This window comes from Kitasatospora sp. NPDC088742, assembly GCF_055584905.1.
In genome coordinates, this window is record NZ_JBVJLD010000002.1 from 302,271 (window position 1) to 327,588 (window position 25,318).

Consider the following 25,318-nt stretch of genomic DNA (forward strand, 5'->3'; position numbering starts at 1 on the left):
GAAAGGCCGTACGGCCACCCCGACCGGGGGTGGCCGTACGGTTCGTAGTAATCGGCGCGGCCAGTGCTCCAGCACGGCAGGCGGCGGGGCGGCCGCGCCTCGCTAGATTGGTGGTCAGTCGAGCAGCGGCAGCGCGGGCAGGGTGAGGAAGTCGACGAACTCCTCGGCCAGCGAGACCTGTTCGAACAGTCTGGCGGCCTCGGCCCAGCGCCCACCGGCGTACGCGGCCTCGCCCAGCTCGGCCTTCAGCCCGTCCAGTTCCTCGGCCACCAGCCGGCGGACCAGGTCCGCGCTGGCCTTCTCGCCGGTGTCGGCGAGCACCACGTCGTTGCGGATCCACTGCCAGATCTGCGAGCGGGAGATCTCCGCGGTGGCGGCGTCCTCCATCATGTTGAAGATGCCGACCGCGCCGAGCCCGCGCAGCCAGGCCTCGATGTAGCGGACGCCGACCTGGACGGCGTTGTGCAGCCCGGCCTCGGTGCAGCTGCCGCCCGCACCGGCGATGTCGAGCAGCTGAGCCGCCGTCACCGGCTCGGCGGGGCCGGGGTTCTGCTTCTGGTTCGGCTGGTCGCCGAGCACCGCGTCGAAGGAGGCCCGGGCCACCGCGACCAGGTCGGGGTGGGCGACCCAGGAGCCGTCGAAGCCGTTGCCGGCCTCGCGGTCCTTGTCGGCCTTGACCTTGGCCAGCGCGGCGGCGTTGACCTCGGGGTCGCGGCGGGACGGGATGAAGGCGGCCATGCCGCCGATCGCGTGGGCGCCGCGCTTGTGGCAGGTCTGCACCAGCAGGCGGGTGTAGGCGGCCATGAACGGGGCCGCCATCGTGACGGAGTTCCGGTCCGGGAGGATGTAGTGCTCCCCGGCGTCCCGGAAGTTCTTCACGATGGAGAACAGGTAGTCCCACCGGCCGGCGTTCAACCCGGCGGCGTGGTCCCGGAGTTCGTAGAGGATCTCGTCCATCTCGAACGCGGCGGTGATGGTCTCGATCAGCACCGTGGCACGGACGGTGCCGTGCGGGATGCCGAGCGCGGCCTGCGCGTGGGTGAAGACGTCGTTCCAGAGCCGGGCTTCCAGGTGGCTCTCGGTCTTCGGCAGGTAGAAGTACGGGCCGGAGTTCGGGTCCGCCTCGCCCTTGGCGATCAGCCGGGCCGCGTTGTGGAAGAAGTACAGACCGAAGTCGAAGAGGCCGCCGGAGACCGGCACGCCGTCGACCAGCAGGTGGTTCTCGTCCAGGTGCCAGCCGCGGGGGCGGACCACCACGGTGGCCAGCTCGGCGGCGGGCTTGAGGGCGTAGGACTTGCCGGCCTCGGTGGTGAAGTCGATCCGGCCCTCGTAGGCGTCGATCAGGTTGACCTGACCGCTGACCACGTTCTCCCAGGTGGGGGCGGTGGCGTCCTCGAAGTCGGCGAGCCAGACCTTGGCGCCGGAGTTGAGCGCGTTGATGACCATCTTGCGGTCGGTCGGCCCGGTGATCTCGACCCGGCGGTCCTGGAGCGCGCGGGGGGCGGGGGCGACCTTCCAGTCACCGGCGCGGACCTCGGCGGTCTCCGGGAGGAAGTCGAGGGTGCCCGCGGCCGCGATCTCGGCGCGGCGGGTCTTGCGGCGGGCCAGCAGCTCCTGCCGGCGGCCTTCGAAGGCACGGTGGAGGCCGACCACGAACGAGACCGCCTCGGGAGTGAGCACCTCCTCGCTGCGGGGGACGCGCGGACCGGCGACAGTGACGACCGGAGCGGCGGAGGGGGCGCCGACGGGGTCCTGGTCTGCAGCCATGGGCAGAACACTCCTTGGACAGTTGAGCCAGCAGGGAGGCTCCGGTGCGAGCCTCCTCGATACCGACCCACCTACTGGCGGGTTCGGTTCTGTAAGGTGGAGACTAGTTTCCGCGATACAGAATTTCAACGGTTTGTTGAGGTAGATCGCCGGGACTCTACTCCTCCTCCACAGCAGAAGGGAACGCCGGTGGCCACCACCCCCGCAGCAGCACCGACCGGGGCCGAGCGTGCCGGCGGCGGCGTCCAGTCCGTCGAGCGCGCCTTCCAGCTGCTCGAAGCACTCGCCGACTCCGGTGGCATCGCGACCCTGAGCGAGCTCTCCGCCACCTCCGGCCTGCCGATGCCGACCATCCACCGCCTGATCCGTACCCTCGTGCAGCAGGGATATGTCCGCCAGGACACCGCCCGCCGCTACACCCTCGGCCCCCGGCTGATCCGCCTCGGCGAGACCTCCGGCCGCCTGCTGGGCAGTTGGGCCCGCCCGTACCTGGCCGAGCTGATGGAGGCCACCGGCGAGACCGCCAACCTCGCGGTGCTGGAGGGCGGTGAGGTGGTCTACGTCGGCCAGGTGCAGTCCCGCCGCTCGATGCGGATGTTCACCGAGGTCGGCCGCCGGGTGCAGCCGCACTGCACCGGCGTGGGCAAGGCCCTGCTCGCCCAGCTGGACGAGCCCGAGGCGCGCGCGGTGCTGGGCACCCAGCCGCTCCAGTCGCACACCCCGTACACCGTCACCGATCCGGACGAGCTCTTCGCCCAACTGGCCCACGCCCGGGCCTCCGGCTACGTGGTCGACGACCAGGAGCAGGAGATCGGGGTGCGCTGCATCGCCGTCGCCGTACCCGGCGCACCCACTCCCACCGCCCTCTCGGTCTCCGGCCCGGAGGCCCGGATCCGGGCCCTGGAGGCGCAGGCCGGGGAGAGCTCGTTGGTCCCCGTGATGCGGCAGATCGCGGCCCGGCTCGGTCAGGTCCTGGCCCCCTGACGTCAGGTCAGCGACGCCCGGCCTCAGTCCGCATCGAGGCCGGGCGTCCCGAGCTGTGCCCCGACCTGGGCCGCCGTCAGCTGGAAGACCGTCAGCTCCGGCTCCACGCCCACCTCGCGGAACAGCCGGGGCGCGGCGGCCAGCTTCGGATCCGCCCGGACGGCCTCCAGCGCGGCCTTGTCCCGCCACAGGCTCTGCACCCGCCAGCGGCCGCCCGGCCCTCGCAGCAGCTCCGTCCTGATCAACCCCTCCGGCAGCTCCCCGGCCACCAACTCCCGGTAGGACGTCACTAGTTGGGCCTCCCTGTCGGGGCCGACCACTCCGGAGACCTCGCTCAACACCTGTCCGGACACCGTCCTCACCTCCACCTGTCCTCCACGCTACGCCAATACATTCTGTACAGGGCGTGACACGGAGAGCGAACGGGAGTGGACCATGGGTGGACGGAAGCTGACGGCGGTACTCGCCGGGGCGGCGGCGCTGGTGCTGGCGGTGGCCGGGCCGGCGAGCGCACTGCCCTCGCGCTCGGACCTGGAGGTGGTCCGGCTGGACCCGGACGCGGCCCCGCCCGGAGGCACCACCACGGTGCACGGCTTCGTCGGCAACGGGGGCCCGGACCGGACGGGCTCCGCCTTCACGGTGCTCCTGGATGTGCCGGACGGCTTCACCTTCGTCGGCCCGGACTTCCCGACCACCTGCCACCGGACGGCCGACGGCCACCTCCTGAGCTGCTCCTTCGGCGCCGGACTCCCCCGCTACCGGACCGCCACGGTCCTCGCCCCCGTCCGGGTGAACGCCGACGTGCCCCCCGGCACGAAGGCCGAGGGGCACGTCAAGGTGATCAGCGCGGACGACACGAACCTCGCGAACAACTCCACGCCGTTCACGCTGTCCGTGGCCTGAGTTCCTAGTGCCGGGCACGGCACTAGCGGTAGACGCGGACCCAGTCCGCGGCGAAGTCGATCGGCGCGGTGCCGGCGGGCGCCGGGTGGTACTTCCCGGCGCCCACCGAGAGGTTGAGGATCAGGTAGGCCGACCAGTTCGTCCCGACACCCTGGTTGTCGGAGAAGACCTTGACCCCGTTGACGTACCAGTCGACGGAGTTCGCGCCGTAGTACGTGCCGACGGTGACCCACTTGTCGTGGCCGAGGACGGCGGCGTCGGCGTGGTACTTCTGGGCCGGCTTGACGTGGTTGGTCAGCTCCAGCAGGGCGGCGTTGTCCGGGTGGTACTCGAAGCTGTCGATCTCCCCGTTGCCGTCCTTCCAGGTCCACAGCGCGGGCCAGGCACCGGCCTCGGAGGGCAGCTGGACGCGGGCCTCGGCGTAGTCGCCGGTCCGCACCTGGAAGCCCTGCGAGGAGTACTCGGTGGTGAGCAGCCCGGTCTCCCAGGCCTGCTTGCCGTTCTCCAGGGTGTGCGCGGAGGGCTTGGCGGTGAAGGTGGCCACACCGTTCGCGACCGAGACGCCGGACGGGTTCAGCCAGTCCAGCTTGTTGTCGTCCGGGTTGTGGGTGCCGTAACGGTAGCTGCTGCTGCGGTCGCTGACCCACTTGCTGCCGAGCGCGACGGGCGCGTCGAACTCCTCCGACCAGGTCAGCGCCTTGCCCGGGACGGGCGACCCGCCGGGGATGGGGGTCGGCGTGGGCGTCGGAGTGGGGGTGGGGGTCGGCGTGGGAGTCGGTGTCGGGGTGGGCGTGGGAGTCGGTGTCGGGGTCACCGAGCCGCCGCCGACGACCAGTTGACGGGACGGCAGGTTGTGCCAGCCCCCGTTCTGGTCCTGCCAGAAGCCGAACTGGGTGTACGTCCCGGCCGGCAGCGCCCGGGCACCGCTGGTGAAGGTCACCCCGCCCGGGCAGATCCGCACGTTGCTCGCGTTGCCGGGGAAGTCGAGGTTGCGCCCGGCGGTGTCCCGGACGCCGACACCCAGGGTCTTGGCGGTGAAGCAGGAGCCGGAGTGCACGGTCAGGCTGGCCCGGCCGGCCACGTCGGCGGCGAGCGTGCCCGGGCCGAGCCGGTCCTGGGTGACGACGGTCACGGCCTCGGCCTGGCCGGCCAGCGGGGCGGCGGCGACCAGCGGGACAGCCACCAGGGCCGCCGCGCCGAGGCGCGCCGGGGTGAGGGAGATACGCATGGGCAGGGTCCTCTTTCGGCGCCTGCGAGGTGAGCTGTCGGGTTCGGGCATGAGGGAACGCCCGGCCGCCTGTGGTGCGGCTTCACCCCGAGTGCCCCGGCGCCGGACAGGCGGGCAGGGGTCACGGACTGACCTGGTTCCCCCGCTCCTGCCCGTACTCGATGTGGTCGAGTGACCGTCGACGGGCAGGCAGGACTCGGCGCCCCGGCGACGGCGTCCGCAGCTGCACGAACTCCATGCAGGCTAGGCAGCTACCCCGCCGCGCGACAACGAGACCTCGCTCACAGGCAACGGCCGCGGCCGCCCCGCGTCAGGCCAGCCAGGCGCCGACCTGGGCGGCGGCGGCCGGGGCCCAGCCGAGTTCGAGGTGGTTGAGGTCGGCAAGCAGCTTCGTGCCGCCGACCGTTCGGATGCCGGTGGTGTCCAGGGCGCTGGCGGTGAAGACGATGCCGTCGCTCGGGCCGCGGTTCTCGTTGAGCAGGCCGGGGAGGTCGGCGGAGCCGCCGGCCAGCAGGTAGGCCGGGACGGTGGCGGGGGTGCCGGCCTGCTGGAGCGGGGCGATCAGCGAGCCCGCGTCGATCGCGGCCTGGATGCCCTGGCCGGAGGTGTAGAAGCCCTGGCCGCCGTAGTAGGTGGTCCACCAGTCCTGGGTGAGCTGGTCCACGCCGTACCTGCCGTCCCAGCGGGCCAGCAGCTGGCGCTGGCCGGGGAAGCAGTCGGAGCCGTTGACCGGCAGCACACCGAGGCAGGGCTGGGAGGTGTAGGTGCCGTAGCAGGTCATCCAGAGGTGCGGGGAGGGCGCGTCGGCCGTGCCGCCGCAGGCGGGCCAAGTGGCCAGCGAGAAGCTCCAGCCGTGCGCGTAGACGTAGTCGAGGCCGCCGTTCGGGCCGCCGAGGGTGACCAGGCGGCGGACGTCACCGGGGTAGGCCCGCCCCCAGGAGGGCCGGACCGAGGAGACCCAACTCCGGGCCGCCACCTCGCCCTTGCTCCAACTCACCAGGTCGACCTGCCCCACCCCGAGGCGGTCCCGGATCACCGCGATCGCGTCCCCGACGGCCTGAGCCTGCATCAGGTTGTCACCGTGCCTGTGGGCGAAGCCGATCGCGAAGACCCGGTGCCCGGCGGCGGCCAGCTGCTGCGCCAGGCCGGTCGAAGGGCAGTTCGCCGCACCGCAGTTGCCGCTCTCGCCGGGGTTGGCCCAGGCCCGGTCCGCGTTGTCGTTGGCCCCGTGCACCAGGAGCACGGCGGACTTGGCGCCGGTGTTCCAGCCGGCCGCCGAGTACAGCAGGAAGCGGGCCGAGGAGGGGCGCTTCACCCCGCCGAAGTACGTGACCCGCGCGCCGTCCTGGTCGCCCCGGCCGTCGGCGGGGAACTGCTCGGCGCGGAAGCCGGTGGTGGTGTCGTACCAACGCTCCACCGCGGCCCAGCCGTTGCCGGGGGCGGAGTAGGCCGCCTCCAGCTTCAGGTAGGCGGGGGGCGCGGCGACGGCCGGACCGATTCCCAGGGCCAGTGCGGCGCAGCTGAGCAGCAGGACGAGGAGTCGTCTCACAGGGGGGCTCCGTCGGGTCGGAGGAGAGGTCCGGCCACGGTAGGCGCACCGGTACCGCTCCCCCATGTGACGGTCACACACCCACCACGTCCGCAGCATGTCGGCAATCCACAAGTCACCTGGATTCACGGCGAGTTACCCGCTGATGAAGTGTTTCCGCAGCACTTCCTCCGGGACCTGACAAACCCTCAGACTGAGGGACATGCGAATCACTCTACGCGCGTTGAAGACCCGTGCCGCCTCCGTCGCCGCCGTCGGTCTCCTCACCCTCGCCCCCACAGCCGTGTTCGCCACCGACGCCTCCGCCGCCGTCAGCGGGAGCATCTGCTACACCGCCCTCCCGCCCGAGGGCCGCACCACCATCAAGCTGATCGACCAGGGCGGCCCGTTCCCGTACAGCCAGGACGGCGTCGTCTTCCAGAACCGCGAGGGCATCCTCCCGAAGCAGACCGCCACCTACTACCACGAGTACACCGTGAAGACCCCGGGCTCCTCCACCCGCGGCGCCCGCCGCATCATCACCGGCAAGGTCTTCCACGAGGACTACTACACCGCGGACCACTACGCGACCTTCTACAAGGTCAACTTCGGCTGCTGACACCCCCGTTCACCCCCCGACCGCCCGCCCCACTTCCCCGGGGGCGGGCGGTTCCGCGCCTCACCCGCGGGGCAGGCGCCGGGAGAGCACCGGGCCGGCCAGCTCGACGAGACCGGGTACGTGCCGGTACCGGTCCGCCCAGCGGAGCAGCCCCATCGCCGAGAGGTCGTCCACGGCACCGGCGGCCGCGACGGCGGCGATCGGGTCCAGACCCTCCAACAGGCCTCGGACCAACCGGCCTTCACCGCCGTCCGACTCGGTCGGCCACGGCAGCCGGCCGAGCCAGGCGAGCAGCAGCCTCGCCCGCTCGAGGCCGTCCGGGCACTCCGCGGCGAGGACCGCCGCCAACTCGCGGACCCGGCCCTCGGGGAGGGCCCCGGCCTCCATGCCGGAGAGGCCGACCAGGTGCGGCCAGAGGCAGCGCGGCACCTGACGCGACGCCAACAGGCCCGCGCCGTGGGTGCCCCGGCCCGGCAGGCGGATCTGCGGGCGGCCCTCCTCCAGGCCGAGCGCCTCGGCAAGGTCACCCTCGAAGCGCGTCAGCCAGCCCGAGAACCCGTGCCGCGCCAACAGCAGCGCCAACGCGAGCGGGTCGGCGATCGTCACGTCGTCCCGGAACCTGGAACGTCCCCAGGACACCCGGCCCACGCCGTGCACGCTCGCACTGCCCAAGCCCTCCCCGTCCGCGCCGTACAGACCGAGCGTCAGGGAACCGTGGCACCGGCAGATGTCACCGTCGAACTCCCCGGTCGTCGTGAGCCCGCGCAGCTCGGCGAGTTCGGCCACGTCCTCGACCACGGCGAGCAGCTCACGCTCCGGCGCGTCCGGCGCCGGACCTTCGCCGCCCGTCAGCACCCGGACCTCCGCCGTACGCGACCACACCTGCGCCAACCACTCCTCGACCGGCCGCCCCATGGCTCCCCCTCCTCGTCCCGGGCCCGGACGGTACGCGGCCCGCCCACGGGCGGCAAGCGGGATTCGCCGGATCAGACCGCAACCAACTCCCGCTCGCGGTCCGGGATCCCGGCCTTGGGCTTGCGGTTGGGCAGGGAGAGGCGGAAGACCTTGTGCCAGGCGGAGAACACCTGCTTGGGCAACGGGCCGGTGACGTAGGCCAGTTCGTACTTCTCGAACAGCGCGCGCACCTTCACCGCGACCTCGGCGTAGCGGTTGCTCGGCAGGTCGGGGAAGAGGTGGTGCTCGATCTGGTGCGACAGGTTGCCGGTCATGAAGTGCATGGCCTTGCCGCCGCTGATGTTCGCCGAGCCCATCATCTGGCGCAGGTACCACTGGCCGCGCGTCTCGCCCTCGATCGACCGGCGCTCGAAGACCTGCACGCCCTCGGGGAAGTGGCCGCACATGATCACCGAGTGGGTCCAGAGGTTGCGGACCAGGTTGGCGGTGAACGTCGCGGCGAGCGTGGGGAGGAAGGACGGGCCCGAGAGCAGCGGGTGGATCACGTAGTCCTTGAGCACCTGCCGGCGGATCTTGCGGCCCACGGCCCTGGCCCGCGCGCGGAACTCCGGGTTCTTGCGGCGGCGCTTCTGGAGGTTCTTGCCGAGCTCCAGGTCGTACGCGGCGATGCCGTACTCGAAGAAGCAGGCGTTGAGGAAGTTCCACAGCGGCTGGCCCAGGTGGAACGGGTGCCACCGCTGGTCCTCGTCGACGCGCATGATGCCGTAGCCGAGGTCGTTGTCCTTGCCGATCACGTTGGTGTAGGTGTGGTGCAGCTCGTTGTGCGAGTGCTTCCACTGGTCGGCCGGAGAGACGTGGTCCCAGTCCCAGGTGGTCGAGTGGATCTTCGGATCCCGCATCCAGTCCCACTGGCCGTGCAGGACGTTGTGGCCGATCTCCATGTTCTCCATGATCTTCGCCACCGACAGGCCGGCGGTGCCGACCAGCCAGGCGGGCGGGAAGATCGAGAACAACAGCACGGCCCTGCTGGCCAGTTCGAGCTTGCGCTGCGCCGAGATGACCTTGCGGATGTAGGCGGCGTCCCGCTCGCCGCGGGCGGCGATCACCTCGTCGCGGATCGCGTCCAGCTCGCGGCCGAGCTCCTCGATCTGATCGGCGGTCAGGTGGGCGGTGGGGTCGATCGCGGTCACGTTGCCTCTACCGTTCGATGTCGCAGGGGCCCGCCGCGGCGGACACACAGGTCTGGACGAGGACGCCCGGCGCGGCCTCGGTGATCGCGCCGGTGCGCAGGTCGCGGACGGCGCCCGCCTTGAGCGGCGTGACGCAGCCGAAGCAGACGCCCATCCGGCACCCGGACGGCATGAGCACTCCGGCCTCCTCGCCGACGTCCAGCAGCGGCGTGGCGCCGTCCGCCTCGACGGTCCTGCCGGTGGTGCTGAACGTGACCGCACCGCCGTCGCCGGTCACGACGACATCGGGGCGGAAGCGTTCGATGCGCAGGCGCTCCGGGACGCCGTGCCCGGCCCAGTGCTTCTCGGCGGCGTCCAGCAGGCCGGCGGGCCCGCACGCCCAGGTCTCGCGCTCGGCCCAGTCGGGGACGAGCTCGTCGAGACGGGCGAGGTCGAGCCTGCCGTCCGTGTCGGTGTGCACCTCGATGAGCCGCAGCTCCCGGCCCGCGGCCAGGTCGTGCAGGTCGGTGCGGAAGATCACGTCGTCCCGCCGCGGCGCGGAGTGCACCAGGACGACGTCGTCGAGCCCGGTGTCGCGCAGCATGCCCATCACCGGTGTGATGCCGCTGCCCGCCGTCAGGTAGAGCACCTTGGCGGGCTTGGCCTCCGGCAGCACGAAGTCACCGGCCGCCTGGTCGAGCCGGACCAGCGTGCCCGGCTTCGCGGAGCGGACCAGATGGTTGCTGACCTTGCCGTCCGGGACCGCCTTCACGGTGATCGTGATGCGGCCGTCCTGACGGTTCGTCGGCGAGGTGACGGAGTAGGAGCGCCACAGGCGCACCCCGTCGACGTCGACCCCGATCCGCACGTACTGTCCAGCGGTGTGGCCGAGCCAGCCCCGCCCCGGTCTGATCACGACGGTCGCCGCATCACCCGTCTCGGGGTGCACGGCCTCGATGCGCCCCCGCAGGTCGGCGCCCGCGCGCAGCGGGCTGACCAGGTCGAGGTAGTCCGACGGCAGCAGTGGCGTCGTGACCATCTCCAGCAGCTTCCACGCCCTGCTGCGGAGGGCTGTACTCGTCATGGGCCCAGCTTCATACGCCGCTGAGGGTAAAGTCCTGTTCGTAGGACGTGAATCTGGTCGCCGAAACTATGCGCAGGGAACAGAAGACGTGAGCCAGCCAAGCCGGAGGGCCGGTGAACTGGCCCTGGACGAGACGACACTCACCGCGCTCCGGGCCGTACTGAGGACCACCGCCGACGAGGTCGTCCAGGCGATCATCGACGAGGTCCCGCCCTACGCCAACGCCCTCTCGGGTCGGATGGGCTCCACGATCCGGCGGGCCGTCCGCACCGCCCTGGGCCACTTCCTGGACCGAGCGAGCGGCAACACCACGGGCGGCGACGCCGGGGACGCCGCCTACGAGCTGGGCCGCGGCGAGGTCCGCGACGGCCGTTCGATGGACGCCCTGCTCAGCGCCTACCGGGTCGGCGCCCGGGTGGCCTGGCGTGGGCTGGCCGCGGGCGCGGTGCCGGCCGGTCTGCCCGCCGCCGAGGTCGCCCGGTTCGCCGAGCTGACCTTCGCCTACATCGACGAGCTCTCCGCCGCGAGCGCCGCCGGCCACGCCGACGAGCTGGCCGCCCGGGGCCGGGTGCACGAGCGCCACCTGGAACAGCTGGCCCGCGACCTGCTCGCCGACGCGAGCCCGGACGTGCTCCTCGCCGCGGCCCAACGGGCCGGGTGGCAGCCTCCGGGCTCGCTGACCGCCGTCCTGCTGCCCGCCGCCCAGGCCCGGCCCGCCCACCGCACGCTCGACCCCGCCACCCTCGTCCTCGACGACCTGCCGGACGCCTCCGGCGTGCTGCTCGTCCCCGACGCCGACCGGTCGCACCTGCTGAGGCAGCTGACCGACCGCACCGCCGTGGCCGGCCCGGCCCGGCCGTGGACCCGCGCGTCCGCCTCGTACGCCCGGGCCGTCCGAGCTCGCTCCCTCTCCCCCGACATCCGCGACACCGAGGAGCACCTGCCCGAGCTGGTGCTGAGCGCCGACGCGGAGGCGTTCGCGGACCTGCGCGCCCGGGCCCTCGCACCGCTGCGCGCCCTGCCCGCCGCCACCGCGCGGCGCCTGGAGGAGACCCTGCGGGCCTGGCTGCTGCACCAGGGCCGGCGGGACGAGGTGGCGGCGGCGCTGTTCGTCCACCCCCAGACCGTCCGGTACCGGATGTCCCAGCTGCGGGAGCTGTTCCCTGACCTCGGCTCGCCGCAGCGGGTCCTCGAACTGACACTGGCGGTCGGCCTCCGGGCGGGCTGAGGCCAGCTGAGGCCGGGAGTTGACGGGGGATCGGGCGCGGCCGGCTACGCGGCGCCGTCCATGGTCAGCGCGGTGCGCGCCAGGCCGCGCAGCCAGGTGTGGGCGGGGTCGGTGTCGTAGCGCTGATGCCACGACAGGTACACCGGTGCCGACGGCAGTTCGAGCGGCAGGGGGAGTGCGACCAGGCCGAGGTCGGTGACCGCGGAGCGCGTGGTGGCTTCGGGGACGCTGACCAGGAGGTCGGAGCCGCGCGCGAACTCCAGCGCGGCCGCCTCGGTGGGGGCGGTCGCGACCACGCGGCGGGTGAGGCCGAGCCCGGCGAGGGCGTCGTCGAGAGCGTTGCCGAGGTTGCCGCGCCGGGAGACGGTGACGTGCTCGGCGGCGGCGTACTGAGCCGGGGTGACGGGGCCGACGCGGGTGAGGGAGTGCCCCTGCCGCACGGCGATGACCAGGCGGCTCTCGCCCACCTTCTCGGCACGGATGTCCGGCGCGCTCGGGCGGTTGGCGTTCGCCTCCAGGTCGACCTCGCCGCGCCGCAGGCCCGGGGTGTCGGTGCCCGACTCCGCGACGAAGCGCAGCCGCACCCCCGGCGCCGGTCCACGCACCGCCGCGAGCAGCGCGGGGCCGCTCAGGGCGACCAGGGAATCGTGCCAGCGGAGGGTGAAGGTGCGCTCCAAGGACGCCAGCTCGAGTTCACGGCTCGGTGCCAGCAACTCCTGTGCCTGCTGCAGGAGTTCGTGCACCTGGGCCCGGACGGCGATCGCGTACGGCGTCGGTGTCATGGTGCGGCCGGTGCGCACCATGATCTGGTCCCCGGTCGTGCGGCGGATCCGCCCGAGGCTCCGGCTCATCGCGGGGGCGGTGACGTGCAGGCGCGCCGCCGCGCCGGCCACGCTGCCCTCCTCCAGCAGCGCGTCGAGGGCGGTGAGCAGGTTCAAATCCAGTTGCATGGGAGTAACTCTATGAGTGCCTGACATGCATTTGAAGTCAACGATGCGGCTCCATATCGTCGTTGACGCAAGCGAACGACAAAACCTCCTCCTCACTCAGACAGGAGCACCACCATGTCCACTTCCCTGCTCGCCGAGACCGTGACCGCCCTGCGCGAGGCCGGCTCCGTCCTGCGGGAGCGCTTCGGCGACGTGGTCCGGTACCGGACCCGTGAAGAGCTGATGCTCGCGCTCGCCGCCAACGACGACGCCGCGCTCGCCGTCCTGCGTCCCCGCCTCACGCAGCTGCGCCCGCAGGCCGGCTGGGTGGAGGACGAGCTCGACGGCGGGGCGCTGCCGGCCGGCGAGTGGTGGGTGGTGGATCCGGCCGAGGGCAACGTCAACCACCTGCACGCGCTGCCGGATTGGGCCGTCACCGCCACCCTCGTCCGCGACAACCGGCCGGTGCTCACCGCGGTCCACCTGCCGCTGACCGGCGAGACCTACACCGCTCTCACCGGCGCGGGCGCCCACCTCGACGGCCGGCCGCTGCACGTCTCGGGGACGACGGACCTCGGCCTGGGCATCGTGGCGACCAGCCAGGCCCGGCCCGACGAGGACGAGGAGGTCGTGCGACGCGTGGGCTCCTCGATCACCGCGATGCTCTTCGACGCGCTCGTGGTCCGCACCTCCGTGCCCGCGACCCTGCACCTGGTGGACGTGGCCGCCGGCCGGACCGACGGGTTCTGGCAGTTCGCCGGGGCCCGTGCGGACCTGCTGCCCGGGGTGCTGCTCGTCACCGAGGCCGGCGGGCGGATCTCCGACGCCGAGGGCCGCCCCTGGACTCCGCAGAGCGAGGGCTTCCTGGCCACCGCTCCGGGCATCCACGCCGAGGCCGTCGCCACGCTCTCGCGCTGACCGCACACCCCCAGCTCACCCCGACTCCCCCAACTCACCCCAACTCACCCCGCAGAAGGATCACTTCACCATGACCACGATCGCAGTTCTCGGAAACGGCCGCGTCGGCGGCAACCTCGCCACGGCCCTCGCCGGGGCGGGACACGAGGTGACGGTGGCGGACCGCACGCCCGGTGCCGCCTCCGCTGCCGCCCGGTCCGCCGAGGTCGTCATCAACGCCACCCCGGGCGCCGGCTCGCTGGAGCGGCTCGCCGCCCTGCGTGAGGAGCTGCGGGGCAAGATCCTCGTCGACGTCTCCAACGCCACCGTCGACGGACCTGACGGACTGCCGGCCGATCTGCTCCACCCCGGCTCGAGCCTCGCCGAGCAGCTCCAGGAAGCGCTCCCCGACACCCGCGTCGTCAAGACGCTCAACACCATGCTCTTCCCGGTGATGACCGCGCCGGCCATCCTCGCCCAGGCGCCCGACGCCTTCCTCTCCGGCGAGGACCCGCAGGCCAAGCAGACCGTCCGTGAGCTGCTCACCGACCTCGGCTGGCGCCCGGAGTGGATCACCGACCTCGGCGGAATCCGGACCGCCCGGGCCACCGAGGCCGCCATCCTGTTCGTCCCGCACGTGATCCGGTCGAGCGGATTCGCGCCGTTCGCGATCTCGATCGCCCGCTGACGTCGGGTCTTTACGAGGGATTTACGGGCGGGTACCCTCCTGAAACATCTTGCAGAGTCTTGCGCAAGACGGAGCGTCAACTCCGGCCGTGGCGTGCGCCGCAGGGCCCCACCCCTGTGCCTCCGCCGGAGCGGGCGACTCCCTCCCCCCACCCGTCAGGCATTCGAGGAGTCCCTCCGTGGACCGTGAAGTCGCACGCCACCGTCGCAGATCCCGCCGTCCGCTGGCGGCCGTACTGGCCGTCGTGGCCGGGCTGTTGGCCACCTTGCTCCCGGCGCTCACCGCGAGCGCGGCCACCAGCACCGCCACCGTGTACTACAAGCCCGCCACCTCCTGGAGCTCCGTCTACCTGCACTGGGCCCCCAGCGGCGGGAGTTGGACCACCGCACCGGGCACCGCCATGGAGGCGGCCTGCGCCGGCTGGTACCGGAAGAGCGTCGAACTCGGCGCCGCCACCGGCCTCCAGGCCACCTTCACCAACGGCTCCGGCACCTGGGACAGCCGGGGCGGCGCCAACTACCAACTGGGCACCGGGATCAGCGCCGTCTCCGGCGGCACCGTCACCACCACCGACCCGTGCACGGCCGCCACGCCCACCTCGGCGACCGTCTTCTACTCCACCACCAGCCGCAACTGGCCCGCGTACTACGTGCACTGGGCGCCGACCGGCGGCAGCTGGACCACCGCGCCCGGGACGGCGATGACCACCGCCTGCACCGGCTGGGTGAAGCAGACCGTGGCCCTCGGCCACGCCGCCACCTGGCAGGCCGCCTTCACCAACGGCACCGGCACCTGGGACAACAACGGCGGCGCCAACTACCAACTGGGGACCGGCTCGATCACCGTCAAGGACGGCGTCGTCGCCCACTCGGACCCCTGCGGCAGCACCACCCCCGAGCCGACGCCGAGCCCGAGCCCGACGCCCACGCCTACGCCGGCCACCGAGGCCACCGTCTGGTACGCGACCACCAGCGTCGGCTGGTCCACCGTCAACCTGCACTGGGCCCCCACCGGCGGCGCCTGGACCACCTCCCCCGGCACCGGCATGACGGCCGCCTGCACCGGCTGGGTCAAGCGCACCGTGAGCCTCGGCGCCGCCACCACCTGGCAGGCCGTCTTCAACAACGGCAACGGCGTCTGGGACAACAACAACGGCGTCAACTACCAACTCCGCGGCGGCAACAGCACCGTCAAGGACAAGACCGTCACCGCCGACGCCACCGACCCGTGCGCCGCCGTCGTCCCCGACACCACCGCGCCCACCGCCCCGACCGGCGTCGGCGCGAGCGCGACCGGCACCGCCACCGTGCTGACCTGGACGCCCGCCACCGACGACCGCGGGGTGACGGGCTATCAGGTCACCCGCACCGGCGGCACCAAGGGCACCTCCGTCGTCGACACCACCTCGACGGTGTACTCGCAGAGCGGCCTGGAGCCCACCACCTCCTACTGCTGGACCGTCAGGGCCCGCGACGCGGCCGGCAACCTCTCCACCGCCTCCGCCCCGCCCGCCTGCGCCACCACCGGCACCGCCGAGCCCGCCCCCACCGCCGGGACGCCGCTCGGCGGGGACCCGCGCAAGGACCCGATCTACTTCGTGCTCACCGCCCGGTTCTACGACGGCGACGTCTCCAACGACCGGGGCGGCAGCCAGGACGTGAAGTCGGGGAACGCGGCCAACGGCGACCCGATGTTCCGGGGCGACTTCAAGGGCCTGGTGCAGAAGCTGGACTACGTCAAGGCGCTCGGCTTCTCGGCGATCTGGATCACGCCGGTGGTGCTCAACCGCTCCGACTACGACTACCACGGGTACCACGGCTACGACTTCTACGAGGTGGACCCGCGGCTGGAGTCAGCCGGCGCCTCCTACCAGGACCTGATCAACGCCGCGCACGCCAAGGGCGTCAAGATCTACCAGGACGTGGTCTACAACCACAGCTCCCGCTGGGGCGCCAAGGGCCTGTTCACCCCGACCGTCTACGGCGTCCGGGACAGCCAGTGGAGCTGGTACTACGACGCCCCCGACTCCGGCTTCGAGTACGACGGCCTGACGGTGGATCCGGTCTCCGGCAAGTCGTACTACAACGGCGACCTCTGGTCCACGGCCGAGCCGAGCGGCAACACCTGCCTCAACTGGGGCAAGCCGACCGGCGCCAGGAGCCCCGAGGGCTACACCATCTACACCTGCCAGTGGCCGGGCGCCACCACCGGGATGTTCCCCAAGGCGCTCTACCACGCCTGCTGGATCGGCAACTGGGAGGGCGAGGACTCCCGCTCCTGCTGGCTGCACGAGGACCTGGCCGACTTCAACACCGAGAGCCCGGTGGTGCAGCAGTACCTGATCGGGGCGTACGACAAGTACATCGACATGGGCGTGGACGGCTTCCGGATCGACACCGCCGTGCACATCCCCCGGGTGACCTGGAACCGCCGCTTCCTGCCCGCGATCCAGGAGGAGGTCGCACGGAAGTTCGGCCCGGAGAAGGCGAACGACTTCTTCGTCTTCGGCGAGGTCGGCGCCTTCGTCAACGACAAGTGGAACCGCGGGTCGGTCAACCACTCGGCGCAGTTCTTCACCTGGAAGGAGCGCAGGGAGTACACCTCGGACGACGTGCAGGCCGCCCTCGACCAGTTCACCTACGAGAACACCATGGGCACCGGCAACCAGCCGACCTCCACGAACGCGGTGCTGAACGGCAACGAGTACCACGCCCCCGACCACTCGAAGTTCTCCGGCATGAACATCATCGACATGCGGATGCACATGAACTTCGGGGACGCCTCCAACGCCTTCAACAACGGCAAGGACAGCGACGACTCCACCAACGACGCCACCTACAACGTGGTCTACGTGGACAGCCACGACTTCGGCCCCAACAAGTCCGCCACCCGCTACGCCGGTGGCACCGACGCCTGGGCCGAGAACATGGCGCTGATGTGGACGTTCCGCGGCATCCCCACCCTGTACTACGGCTCGGAGATCGAGTTCCAGGCCGGGAAGCAGATCGACTGCGGCCCGACCTGCCCGCTGGCCACCACCGGACGGGCGTACTACGGGGACAAGGTGGCCGGTGAGGTGACGGCGAGCCAGTTCTCGGTGGTCTCCTCCGCCTCCGGACCGGTGGCCGCCACCCTCCAGCAGCCGCTGGTGAAGCAGCTCCAACGGCTCAACCAGATCCGCCGCGCGGTGCCCGCGCTCCAGCTGGGCCAGTACTCCACCCAGGGCGTCTCCGGGGACATGGCCTTCAAGCGCCGGTACACCTCCGGCCCGGCGGACAGCTTCGCCCTGGTGGCCGTCACCAACGCCGCCACCTTCACCGGGATCCCGAACGGCACCTACAAGGACGCCGTCACCGGGGACGTGAAGAACGTCACCAACGGCACCCTCGCGGTGGCCGCCTCCGGCAAGGGCAACCTGCGGGTCTACGTGCTGGACCTGGGCGGGGCCAACGCCGCCCCGGGCAAGGTCGGCACGGACGGCCCGTACCTGAAGTAGTCGGCATTCCGGGCCGGTGGTCCGATAGGTTGGTGGTGCGGAGGGCTCGCCGTCCGCACCACCCGCCAGCCGTAGCCACCAGACGAGGACGCCTCCCGAGATGACCGCGCCCCTGCCCGCCTTCGCCGGACACACCTACCTGTTCCAGGTCGACAACGGCGCCGCCTTCCGCAACACGTACTCGGCGGACGGCACCCGGCTGCGCTGGGAGGGCCTCGGCGAGTCGGCCGGCCAGTGGGAGGACGTCGCGCTGCACGTGGCCGAGGTGGCCCCGGCGGTCTACTTCGTCAGCTGGACCGAGAAGAGCGGCATCACCGTCAGCCACGTGATGGACCTCGCGCGGCTGACGGTGCGTGCCTTCTGGACCTACGAGGGCGAGGGCGGCCGGGTCGGCGAGCTGCACACCGGCTCGCTCACCCCGGAGGCCTGAGCCCTCCCCCGGCTCGCTCACTCGAAGGCGGCGGCCGCCTCCTGGAGGGCGGTGGCCACCGTCTCCGGGTCGTACGGGGCCGGGGCACCCGGCAGGTACGTCACCGCGTGCAGGCGCCCGGTGTAGCGGAAGCTGCGGTGGCGCTCGTACACCGGCCAGGAGACCGGGGACTTTCGGTCGACGCCGACGCTGATGCCCTGGAACGGGGCCATCCCGATCAGCTGGTGGACCGGGCCCAGACGGCCCGTCACCTCGCCGTCCACCAGCAGCTCGAACTCCCACTTGAGGTCGGCCACGGCGTGCGCCCGCAGGCCGACCGCCCGGGCACCCGGCGCCAGCGGGCCGCCGTCCGCCTCGAACAGCTCGCCGTACTGGTTGTAGGCGAGGCGGAGCGAGCCGTCCTCCACGTAGAGGCTGTAGCCGCCGCCCTGGTCGCCGTGCGAGACCAGAACCCCTTGGTCGCCCGCGCGGTGCTCGGTGAGCTCGGCCACCACCTCGAAGGAGCGGAAGGCGATCAGCCGGGAGGAGCGGTAGCGCTCCAGCTCGGGGGTGCCGGCCAGCAGGGTGAGCGGCTCGCGCAGCTTCGCGTCCTCCGGGTGCCGCAGGGCCAGCCCGCCGGAGCGGTCGGCCAGCGGGAAGACCCCGTTCCGCCAGGCCGCGTCCTCCCAGGCCTCCGCCAACTCCTTGACCACCTCCGGGTATTCGGCGGAGACGTCGGTGGTCTCGGTCGGGTCGGTGCGCAGGTCGTACAGCGCCCACTCGCCGTCGTCGTACGGGCTGCCCGGACGGTGCAGGGTGACCAGCTTCCAGCCGTCGCGGTAGTAGCTGCGGTTCCCGGTCATCTCGCAGTACTGCTCGGTGTGGGTGGAAGGCTCGGAGGGCGCACGCAGCACGGAGGCGAAGCTGACGCCGTCCAGCTCCTGCACCGTCTGCCGCTGCCGCTCCACCGGCCGCCGCACGCCCGCGAGTTCGAGGATGGTGGGCAGCACGTCGGTGACGTACTGGTACTGCTGCCGGACCCCGTCGTCGCCCTCGGCCCGGGGCAGCCCGGCCGGCCAGGAGAGCACGAAGGGCACCCGGACGCCGCCGGCGTAGGTCTGGCCCTTGTAGAGGCGGAAGGGGGTGTTGGAGGCCATGCCCCAGCCGCGCGGGTAGTGCACCAGGCTCTGCGGGCCGCCGATCAGCTCCACCTCCCGCTCCACGTCCGGGTTCCAGTCGGCGGGCAGGGCCGGGTGGTGGACGAAGCGGCTGAAGTAGCTGCGGGTGCCCTCCGCGCCGCCCTCGCCGGTGCCGCCGTTGTCGGAGGTGAACAGGATGATGGTGTTGTCCAGCTCGCCCAGCGCGGCCAGGGTGTCGGTGAGGCGGCCGAGGTTCTGGTCGACGTTGTCGACCATCGCCGCGTAGACCTCCATGTAGCGGGCGTACAACTTCCGTTCGGACTCGGTCAGTTCGGCCCAGGGGCGGACGTCGTGGCCGGCCTCGCCGTTGCGCTCGGGCAGCCGGGTGCCGTCCGGGAAGTGCCCGGCGGCCAGCTGGCGGGCGAAGCGTTCGGCGCGCAGCTCGTCCCAGCCCTGGTCGTAGCGGCCCCGGTGGCGGGCCAGGTCCTCGGGCTTGGCCTGGAGCGGGCCGTGCACCGCGTTGTGGGCCAGGTAGAGGAAGAAGGGCTTCTCGGCGTCGTGGGCCCGCAGCGACTTCACCATGGCGATGGCCTGGTCGGTGATGTCGTCGGTGTAGTAGTAGCCGTCAGGGAACTCGTCGATGTCCAAGGGGCTGTTGTCGCGCACCAGTTGGTGCGGGTGGAACAGGCTGGTGAGGCCCTCCAGCACGCCGTAGTACTGGTCGAAGCCCTTCTGCAGCGGCCAGTTGGAGCGGTCGTCGGCCGCATTGGAGGCCGAGTCCCGGGTGAGGTGCCACTTGCCGACCGCGTAGGTGGCGTAGCCGCCGTCGTGCAGCAGCTCGGCCAGGGTGGGGATGTCCCCGGCCACCTCCATGCCGTAGCCGGGGAAGCCCGGGTCGGCGTTGGCCACGAAGGAGTAGCCGACCCGGTGCGGGTTGAGGCCGGTGAGCAGAGCGGCCCGGGCCGGGGAGCAGAGCGGCATGGTGTGGTAGTTGGCCAGCTTGACGCCGTTCCCGGCCAGCCGGTCCAGCGTCGGGGTGGGCACCTCGGCGCCGAACGGGCCGATGTCGCTGTACCCGAGGTCGTCGACCAGGACGACCACGACGTTCGGCGCTCCGGTGCGGGCCCGGCGGCGGGGCGGCCAGGCGGCGGTGGACTCGCCGAAGGTGCGGCCGACGGTGCCGGGGAAGCCGGCGTAGGGGTCACGGCGGGTGGTGGTCATGCGGCGGCGCTCCGGTGCTGGTCGGTCGAGGTCAGGTGCGGTACGGCGGCGAGGAGTTCGGCCGTGTAGGGGTCCTGCGGGTCGGTGACGACCCGGTCGGCGGGGCCGGTCTCGACGATCCGGCCCCGGTGCATCACGGCGATCCGGTGGCTCACCTGCCGCACCACGGCGAGGTCGTGGGCGATGAAGAGGATGGCCAGGCCCAGCTCGCGCTGGAGGCCGGAGAGCAGCTCCAGCACCTGGGCCTGGACCGAGACGTCCAGGGCGGAGACCGGCTCGTCGCAGATCAGCACGGCCGGTTCGGGGGCCAACGCCCGGGCGATGCCGATCCGTTGGCGCTGGCCGCCGGAGAAGGCCCGCGGGTGCCGCTCGGCGGCGGAGGGGTCGAGCCCGACCTGGGCCAGCAGCTCACCCACCCGCTCGGCCCGCTCGGCGGGGGTGCCGAGGCGGTGCGCGATCAGCGGTTCGGCCAGGATCTGACCGACCGTCATCCGGGGGTTGAGCGAGGAGTACGGGTCCTGGAAGACCAGTTGGACCTCGCGGCGGGCGGCCCTGGAGCGGCCGAGCTCCCCGCCCCGGTAGGTGATGGTGCCGGTGCTCGGCGCGTGGGCCTGCACCAGCGCCCGCGCCAGGGTGGACTTGCCGGAGCCGGACTCGCCGACCAGGCCGAGGGTCTCGCCGGGGTGCAGCTCCAGGCTGACCCCGGCCAGGGCGGTGGCCGGCCGGCGGCGCGGGCCGTAGGTCTTGGTGACCTCCCGGACGGTGAGCAGCGGCTCGGGGCCGGGGGTGGAGTTGGCGGCGGCGGTGGAGGGGGCGTCGAGGCGGGGCACGGCGGCCAGCAGCTGCTTGGTGTACGGCCGTTGCGGGCTGCGCAGCACCTCCTCGGTGGGGCCGTGCTCGACCACCTCCCCCTGGTGCATCACCAGCACCCGGCGGCAGGTCTGGGCGATCACACCGAGGTCGTGGCTGATCAGGACGAGGGCGGTGCCGCGTTCGCGGTTGATCCGCTCCAGCAGGAGGAGGATCTGCCGCTGCACGGTCGGGTCCAGGGCGGTGGTGGGCTCGTCGGCCACCAGGACCTCGGGGTCACCGGCCAGCGCGAGGGCGATCATGACGCGCTGGCGCTGGCCGCCGGAGAACTGGTGCGGGAAGTCGCGCAGCCGTCCGGCCGCCCCGGGGATGCCGACCAGGTCGAGCAACTCGGCGGCGCGGGCCGCCCGTTCGGCCTTCGCCGGGTACTGTCCGTGCGCCCGCAGGGCCTCGTCCAGCTGGCGGCCGACGGAGAGCACCGGGTTGAGCGAGGACATCGGGTCCTGGAAGATCATCGCGATCCGGCGGCCGCGCAGGCCGCGCAGCTCCGGCTCGTCCAGCCGCGCCAGGTCCTGCCCGCCGAGCCGGATCGACCCACCGGACACCCGCCCGCCGGCGGGCAGCATCCGCAGCAGCGCCAGCGCGGTGGTGGACTTCCCGGAGCCGGACTCGCCGACGATCCCCAGGGTCTCCCCCGCGCCGAGTTCGAAGCCGACCCCACTGACGGCTTCGACGCCGTCGAACTCGACCCGGAGGTCGGTGACTTGGAGGACGGTGGCGACGGCAGTCACCTCGGGCAGCAGAGCCGTCATCGGCGTATCCCTTCGTTCAGTGCCTCCGCGATCAGCGTGAAGCCGAGCACCAGCGCGCTGACCACCACCAGGGGAGCGGCGGCGAAGGCCGGGTGGCTGGACAGGTAGGCCATCGACTGGCTGAGGATGCCGCCGAGCGAGGGCTCCGGGGGCCGCAGCCCGACGCCGAGGAAGCTCATGGCTCCCTCGATGAAGACGGCCAGCGAGAAGGCGATGGCGGCTTGCACGATCAGCGGGTCGGCGGCGTTCGGGAGCACGTGCCGCAGCAGCACCCGTCCCCGGGAGGCGCCGCCGAGGCGGGCCGCCAGGGCGTACTCGCGCTCGCGCTGGACCAGGATCCCGGCCCTCAACTGCCGCCCGAAGCCCGGGATTTCGGCCAGCGCGATGACGATCACCACCGGCCAGCGGCCGGGCCCGAGGACGGCCGTGACGGCCAGTGCGAGGATCAGCCCCGGGAAGGCCAGCAGCAGGTCGAAGACCCGCTGGACGGCGACGTCGGCGCCGCGCGAGGTGGCGGCCAGCAGGGCCAGCGAGCAGCCGAGCACCGCCCCCGCCGGGACGGCGACCACGCTGATCAGCAGGTCGGCCCGGATGCCGTGCAGCACCCGGCTGAACAGGTCCCGGCCCAGGTCGTCGGTGCCGAAGGGGTGGGCCCCGCTCGGGCCGGCCAGGGCGAGGCCGCTCTGGGCCAGCGGGTCGGTGTCGGTGAGCAGCGGGGCGAGCAGCCCGGCCAGGACGACCAGCCCGACCAGGGCCAGGCCGGTGGTGCCCCGGAGGGTGTGCAGGCCCGCCGGGAGGAGGTGGCGGCGTCGGCGGGGTGCGCCGACGAGGGTGGCGGTGGTCAACAGGTCACTCCCACCTGATCCGGGGGTCCAGCCACGTGTACACCAGGTCGGTGAGCAGCTGGACCGCGACGTAGACGGCGACGAGCAGCAGGAGCAGGTCCTGCACCACGGGGTAGTCGCGGCGCAGCACCCCCTGTTCGGCGAGCTGGCCGAGGCCGGGCCAGGCGAAGATGGCCTCCACCAGGACGGCGCCGCCGAGGAGTTGGCCGACCTGGAGGCCGAGCACGGTGACGGTGGGCGGCAGCGCGTTGGGCAGGGCGTGCCGCCAGACGATCCGGCGCCGGGAGACGCCGAGCGCGGTGGCGGTGCGGACGTAGTCCTCGGCCAGGGCCCGCTCCAGCCCGTCCTTGAGGTAGCGGGCCAGGATGGCGGCGCTGGGCAGGGCGAGGCAGAGGGCGGGCAGCAGCAGGTACTGGAGGCCGATGTCCGGCTGGTCGAGGACGGACTCGTGGCCGCCGGCCGGGAGCAGACGGAGCGTCACGGCGAAGACCAGCACCAGCAGCACGCCGGTGACGAAGGGCGGCACGGCCAGCACCGTGGTGGTGAAGGCCCGGACCGCGGCGGCCACCGGGCCGCGCCGCACGGTGGCGCCGAGCACCCCGAGCGGCAGGCCGATCAGGGCGACCAACAGCAGTGCGCCGAGGGTGAGTTCGACGGTGGCGCCGAGGCCGTCGCCGATCAGGGCGGCGACCTCGCCGCCGATCGCGTAGCTGGGGCCGAGGTGGCCGGTCAGCAGGTCGCCGAGCCAGCTCAGGTACTGGGAGAGGAAGGGCTGGTCCAGCCCGAGCCGGGCGCGGATGGCCGCGACCGCCTCGGGGCCGGCGTCCGGCCCGGCCAGGCTGGTGGCCGGGTCGCCGGGGATCAGCCGGAGGATGGAGAAGATCAGGAAGGAGGCGGCGGCCAGCACCAGCAGTCCGGAGGGCAGCCGCCTCAGCAGGAAGGTACGCATCCGTCAGGCCGCCAGGTGGGCGTCGTCGAGGTCGAGGTACGTGCTCATCTGTCAGCCCGTCAGTCGGTCAGGTAGGCGTCGTCGAGGTTCAGGTACGTGAACTTGTTGAGCGTGGCGCCGCGCACCTTGCCCGCCACCTCGATCTGGCCGCCGATGGCCAGGTCGATGACGAACTCCTCGTCCAGCAGGATGTCGGTGATCTGCTGGTAGAGCGCCTTGGCCTCGGGGCTGTCGGCGTCGGGCCGCTTCCAGGCGCGCTGCACGATGTCGGTGTAGGCGGGCGAGGAGAAGTGCGAGCTGTTCTTGGCCTCGTTGAACGGGTAGGCGCTGACCGCCAGGGTGGCGGGGTGGAGCTGGGCGAAGCCGTGGCCGAGGGTCCAGAGCGCGGGCATGGTCTGGGAGATCAGCTGCTTCTGCATGGTCGCCGAGTCGGTGGGCTGGAGCACCGTTTCGATGCCGACCTGCTTGAGGTCGTGCTGGATGATCTGGGCGAAGGCGGTGCCGTCCGGGGTGTTGGAGTGCGCGAACGGCAGGGTCAGGCCGGAGACCCCGGCCTCCGCGAGCAGCTGCTTGGCCTTCTCCGGGTCGTGCCGGTACTTGGTGGCGTTGGCCTCGCTGTACGCGGGCGAGGACTTGGGCCACGGGGCGGCGGAGGGCAGCCCGTAGCCGCCGAGGGCCTGCTGGACCAGCCGCTCGCGGTCCACCGCCCAGGAGATGGCCTGGCGGACCCGCTTGTCCTTGACCTGCTCGGCGCCGACGTTGACGCCGATGTAGTACGCGCCGGAGCCGGTGTCGTAGGGCTTGAGCTGGAACTGCCCGGAGGACTTGAGCGCGGCCAGGTCCTTGCCGGGGACGCTGTAGGAGAGGTGGCTCTGACCGGTCTTCAGGGAGGCGACCAGCGAGTCGGCCTGCGGGATGACCCGGATCTCCACGCCGTCCAGGTAGGGGCGGCCGGGGTTCCAGTACTTCTCGTTGCGGGTGAAGGTGATCGAGGAGCCGGGGGTGCGCTTGCCGAAGACGAACGGGCCGGTGCCGACCAGCTGCTTGCCCGCGACGGCGTCCTCGACGGTGGCCGAGTCCGTGATGATCATGAACTCGAAGAGGTCGAAGAGGTTGCTGACCGGGTGGGCGAGGGTGAGGGTCAGCTCGTGGTCGCCGTTCTTGGTGAACTCGGTGACAGTGGCCGCCGTGGTCCTCAACTGGGCCGAACGGACCGGGTTCTGAAGGTTCTTGACGGCGAAGATGACGTCGTCGGCGGTGAACTTGCGGCCGTTGTGGAAGGTGACGTCCTCGCGGAGCTTGAAGGTGACGGCCTTGCCGTCGGCGGCGAGCTGCCAGGAGGTGGCCAGCTCGGGCTGCGGCTTGAGCTGGTCGTCGTAGCGGGTCAGGGTGTTGAAGACCAGGCGCTGCACCAGGGTGTTGGCGCTCTGGGCGAAGAGCAGGCTCGGGGTGAAGTCGATGGTGGTGGCGATGGCGAGGGTGCCGCCGCGGCGCGGCCCCCCGGATGGGGCGGCGGCGGTGCTCGCGCTCTCGGCCGCCGAGCGGCAGGCCGCCAGCGAGAGCAGGCCGGCCGCGGCGACGGAGCCGCGCAGGAGGGAGCGGCGGGAGAGCGTGGTCATCGTTCGGCGTCCTTCGTGGGGGCGGTGATTCGGTTTCTTTGGCGGTGAAAGTAACGACGGCAGCCGTGTCGGCACTGCG

21 protein-coding genes and 1 riboswitch are annotated in these 25,318 nt (G+C 72.2%); of the genes, 8 read left to right on the plus strand and 13 right to left on the minus strand.

Annotated features, from left to right (window positions below):
- Window positions 1-114 precede the first annotated feature (114 nt).
- A complete protein-coding gene (gene aceB / locus ACZ6ZR_RS03540) occupies window positions 115-1,767 on the minus strand; it encodes a malate synthase A (protein ID WP_465638942.1) in 1,653 nt (550 codons plus the stop codon).
- A 189-nt stretch (window positions 1,768-1,956) separates the two neighbouring features.
- Here aceB and ACZ6ZR_RS03545 point away from each other — a divergent pair, with 189 nt between their 5' ends.
- Window positions 1,957-2,751, plus strand: coding sequence for an IclR family transcriptional regulator (locus tag ACZ6ZR_RS03545; RefSeq protein WP_465638944.1), 795 nt, complete (start codon window positions 1,957-1,959; stop codon window positions 2,749-2,751).
- A gap of 23 nt (window positions 2,752-2,774) precedes the next feature.
- On the opposite strand, the gene ACZ6ZR_RS03550 is transcribed toward ACZ6ZR_RS03545, so the two are convergent.
- On the minus strand, window positions 2,775-3,104 hold the full coding sequence (locus ACZ6ZR_RS03550) for an antibiotic biosynthesis monooxygenase (RefSeq protein ID WP_465638945.1): 330 nt from the start codon (window positions 3,102-3,104) through the stop codon (window positions 2,775-2,777).
- Window positions 3,105-3,186: 82 nt separating this feature from the next.
- Here ACZ6ZR_RS03550 and ACZ6ZR_RS03555 point away from each other — a divergent pair, with 82 nt between their 5' ends.
- Window positions 3,187-3,654: a hypothetical protein gene (locus ACZ6ZR_RS03555; RefSeq protein WP_465638946.1), complete on the plus strand. Its 468-nt coding sequence runs from the start codon at window positions 3,187-3,189 to the stop codon at window positions 3,652-3,654.
- 22 nt (window positions 3,655-3,676) lie between these two features.
- Here the strand turns inward: ACZ6ZR_RS03555 and ACZ6ZR_RS03560 are convergent, their stop codons facing one another.
- Together ACZ6ZR_RS03560 and ACZ6ZR_RS03565 are read right to left on the minus strand one after the other, a co-directional pair.
- On the minus strand, window positions 3,677-4,882 hold the full coding sequence (locus ACZ6ZR_RS03560) for a glycoside hydrolase family 16 protein (protein ID WP_465638948.1): 1,206 nt from the start codon (window positions 4,880-4,882) through the stop codon (window positions 3,677-3,679).
- 5 nt (window positions 4,883-4,887) lie between these two features.
- Window positions 4,888-5,056: riboswitch (cyclic di-AMP (ydaO/yuaA leader) on the minus strand.
- Between the two features lie 136 nt (window positions 5,057-5,192).
- Window positions 5,193-6,431 carry an esterase/lipase family protein gene (locus ACZ6ZR_RS03565; protein WP_465638950.1) on the minus strand — a complete coding sequence of 413 codons (1,239 nt, stop codon included), beginning with the start codon at window positions 6,429-6,431 and terminating at the stop codon, window positions 5,193-5,195.
- Between the two features lie 202 nt (window positions 6,432-6,633).
- Between ACZ6ZR_RS03565 and ACZ6ZR_RS03570 the strand changes: the two genes are divergently transcribed.
- Window positions 6,634-7,029 carry a guanyl-specific ribonuclease gene (locus tag ACZ6ZR_RS03570; protein ID WP_465638952.1) on the plus strand — a complete coding sequence of 132 codons (396 nt, stop codon included), beginning with the start codon at window positions 6,634-6,636 and terminating at the stop codon, window positions 7,027-7,029.
- Between the two features lie 60 nt (window positions 7,030-7,089).
- On the opposite strand, the gene ACZ6ZR_RS03575 is transcribed toward ACZ6ZR_RS03570, so the two are convergent.
- From ACZ6ZR_RS03575 to ACZ6ZR_RS03585, 3 genes are all read right to left on the minus strand, one after another.
- A complete protein-coding gene (locus ACZ6ZR_RS03575; RefSeq protein WP_465638953.1) occupies window positions 7,090-7,944 on the minus strand; it encodes a hypothetical protein in 855 nt (284 codons plus the stop codon).
- Window positions 7,945-8,015: 71 nt separating this feature from the next.
- On the minus strand, window positions 8,016-9,134 hold the full coding sequence (locus ACZ6ZR_RS03580) for a fatty acid desaturase family protein (RefSeq protein ID WP_465638955.1): 1,119 nt from the start codon (window positions 9,132-9,134) through the stop codon (window positions 8,016-8,018).
- A gap of 7 nt (window positions 9,135-9,141) precedes the next feature.
- A complete protein-coding gene (locus tag ACZ6ZR_RS03585) occupies window positions 9,142-10,197 on the minus strand; it encodes a ferredoxin reductase (protein ID WP_465638957.1) in 1,056 nt (351 codons plus the stop codon).
- Between the two features lie 88 nt (window positions 10,198-10,285).
- Between ACZ6ZR_RS03585 and ACZ6ZR_RS03590 the strand changes: the two genes are divergently transcribed.
- Window positions 10,286-11,425, plus strand: a complete 1,140-nt coding sequence (locus tag ACZ6ZR_RS03590) for a PucR family transcriptional regulator (protein WP_465638959.1) — start codon at window positions 10,286-10,288, stop codon at window positions 11,423-11,425.
- Between the two features lie 44 nt (window positions 11,426-11,469).
- On the opposite strand, the gene ACZ6ZR_RS03595 is transcribed toward ACZ6ZR_RS03590, so the two are convergent.
- Window positions 11,470-12,375, minus strand: coding sequence for a LysR family transcriptional regulator (locus ACZ6ZR_RS03595; RefSeq protein ID WP_465638961.1), 906 nt, complete (start codon window positions 12,373-12,375; stop codon window positions 11,470-11,472).
- Window positions 12,376-12,489: 114 nt separating this feature from the next.
- Between ACZ6ZR_RS03595 and ACZ6ZR_RS03600 the strand changes: the two genes are divergently transcribed.
- The 4 genes from ACZ6ZR_RS03600 to ACZ6ZR_RS03615 all read left to right on the plus strand — a co-directional run bounded on the left by ACZ6ZR_RS03600 (window position 12,490) and on the right by ACZ6ZR_RS03615 (window position 17,865).
- A complete protein-coding gene (locus ACZ6ZR_RS03600) occupies window positions 12,490-13,272 on the plus strand; it encodes an inositol monophosphatase family protein (protein ID WP_465638963.1) in 783 nt (260 codons plus the stop codon).
- 70 nt (window positions 13,273-13,342) lie between these two features.
- Entirely contained in the window at window positions 13,343-13,939 is a 597-nt protein-coding gene (locus ACZ6ZR_RS03605; protein ID WP_465638965.1) for an NADPH-dependent F420 reductase, read from the plus strand.
- Window positions 13,940-14,117: 178 nt separating this feature from the next.
- Complete coding sequence (locus tag ACZ6ZR_RS03610; RefSeq protein WP_465638967.1) at window positions 14,118-17,435, plus strand: carbohydrate binding domain-containing protein; 3,318 nt, start codon at window positions 14,118-14,120, stop codon at window positions 17,433-17,435.
- Between the two features lie 100 nt (window positions 17,436-17,535).
- Window positions 17,536-17,865, plus strand: coding sequence for a MoaF-related domain-containing protein (locus ACZ6ZR_RS03615; protein ID WP_465638969.1), 330 nt, complete (start codon window positions 17,536-17,538; stop codon window positions 17,863-17,865).
- 17 nt (window positions 17,866-17,882) lie between these two features.
- On the opposite strand, the gene ACZ6ZR_RS03620 is transcribed toward ACZ6ZR_RS03615, so the two are convergent.
- From ACZ6ZR_RS03620 to ACZ6ZR_RS03640, 5 genes are read right to left on the minus strand one after another with little or no spacing between them, the layout of a single operon-like run.
- The gene (locus tag ACZ6ZR_RS03620; RefSeq protein ID WP_465638971.1) at window positions 17,883-20,204 is read right to left on the minus strand and encodes an arylsulfatase; all 2,322 of its coding nucleotides are present in this window, start codon (window positions 20,202-20,204) and stop codon (window positions 17,883-17,885) included.
- Window positions 20,201-21,826 carry a dipeptide ABC transporter ATP-binding protein gene (locus tag ACZ6ZR_RS03625; protein ID WP_465638973.1) on the minus strand — a complete coding sequence of 542 codons (1,626 nt, stop codon included), beginning with the start codon at window positions 21,824-21,826 and terminating at the stop codon, window positions 20,201-20,203. Before ACZ6ZR_RS03625 ends, ACZ6ZR_RS03620 begins: the two co-directional genes overlap by 4 nt.
- On the minus strand, window positions 21,823-22,671 hold the full coding sequence (locus tag ACZ6ZR_RS03630; RefSeq protein WP_465638974.1) for an ABC transporter permease: 849 nt from the start codon (window positions 22,669-22,671) through the stop codon (window positions 21,823-21,825). The genes ACZ6ZR_RS03625 and ACZ6ZR_RS03630 overlap by 4 nt, the downstream gene beginning before the upstream one ends.
- Window positions 22,672-22,675: 4 nt before the next feature.
- The gene (locus tag ACZ6ZR_RS03635) at window positions 22,676-23,620 is read right to left on the minus strand and encodes an ABC transporter permease (RefSeq protein ID WP_465638976.1); all 945 of its coding nucleotides are present in this window, start codon (window positions 23,618-23,620) and stop codon (window positions 22,676-22,678) included.
- A gap of 59 nt (window positions 23,621-23,679) precedes the next feature.
- Window positions 23,680-25,239, minus strand: a complete 1,560-nt coding sequence (locus ACZ6ZR_RS03640; RefSeq protein WP_465638978.1) for an ABC transporter substrate-binding protein — start codon at window positions 25,237-25,239, stop codon at window positions 23,680-23,682.
- Window positions 25,240-25,318 lie beyond the last annotated feature (79 nt).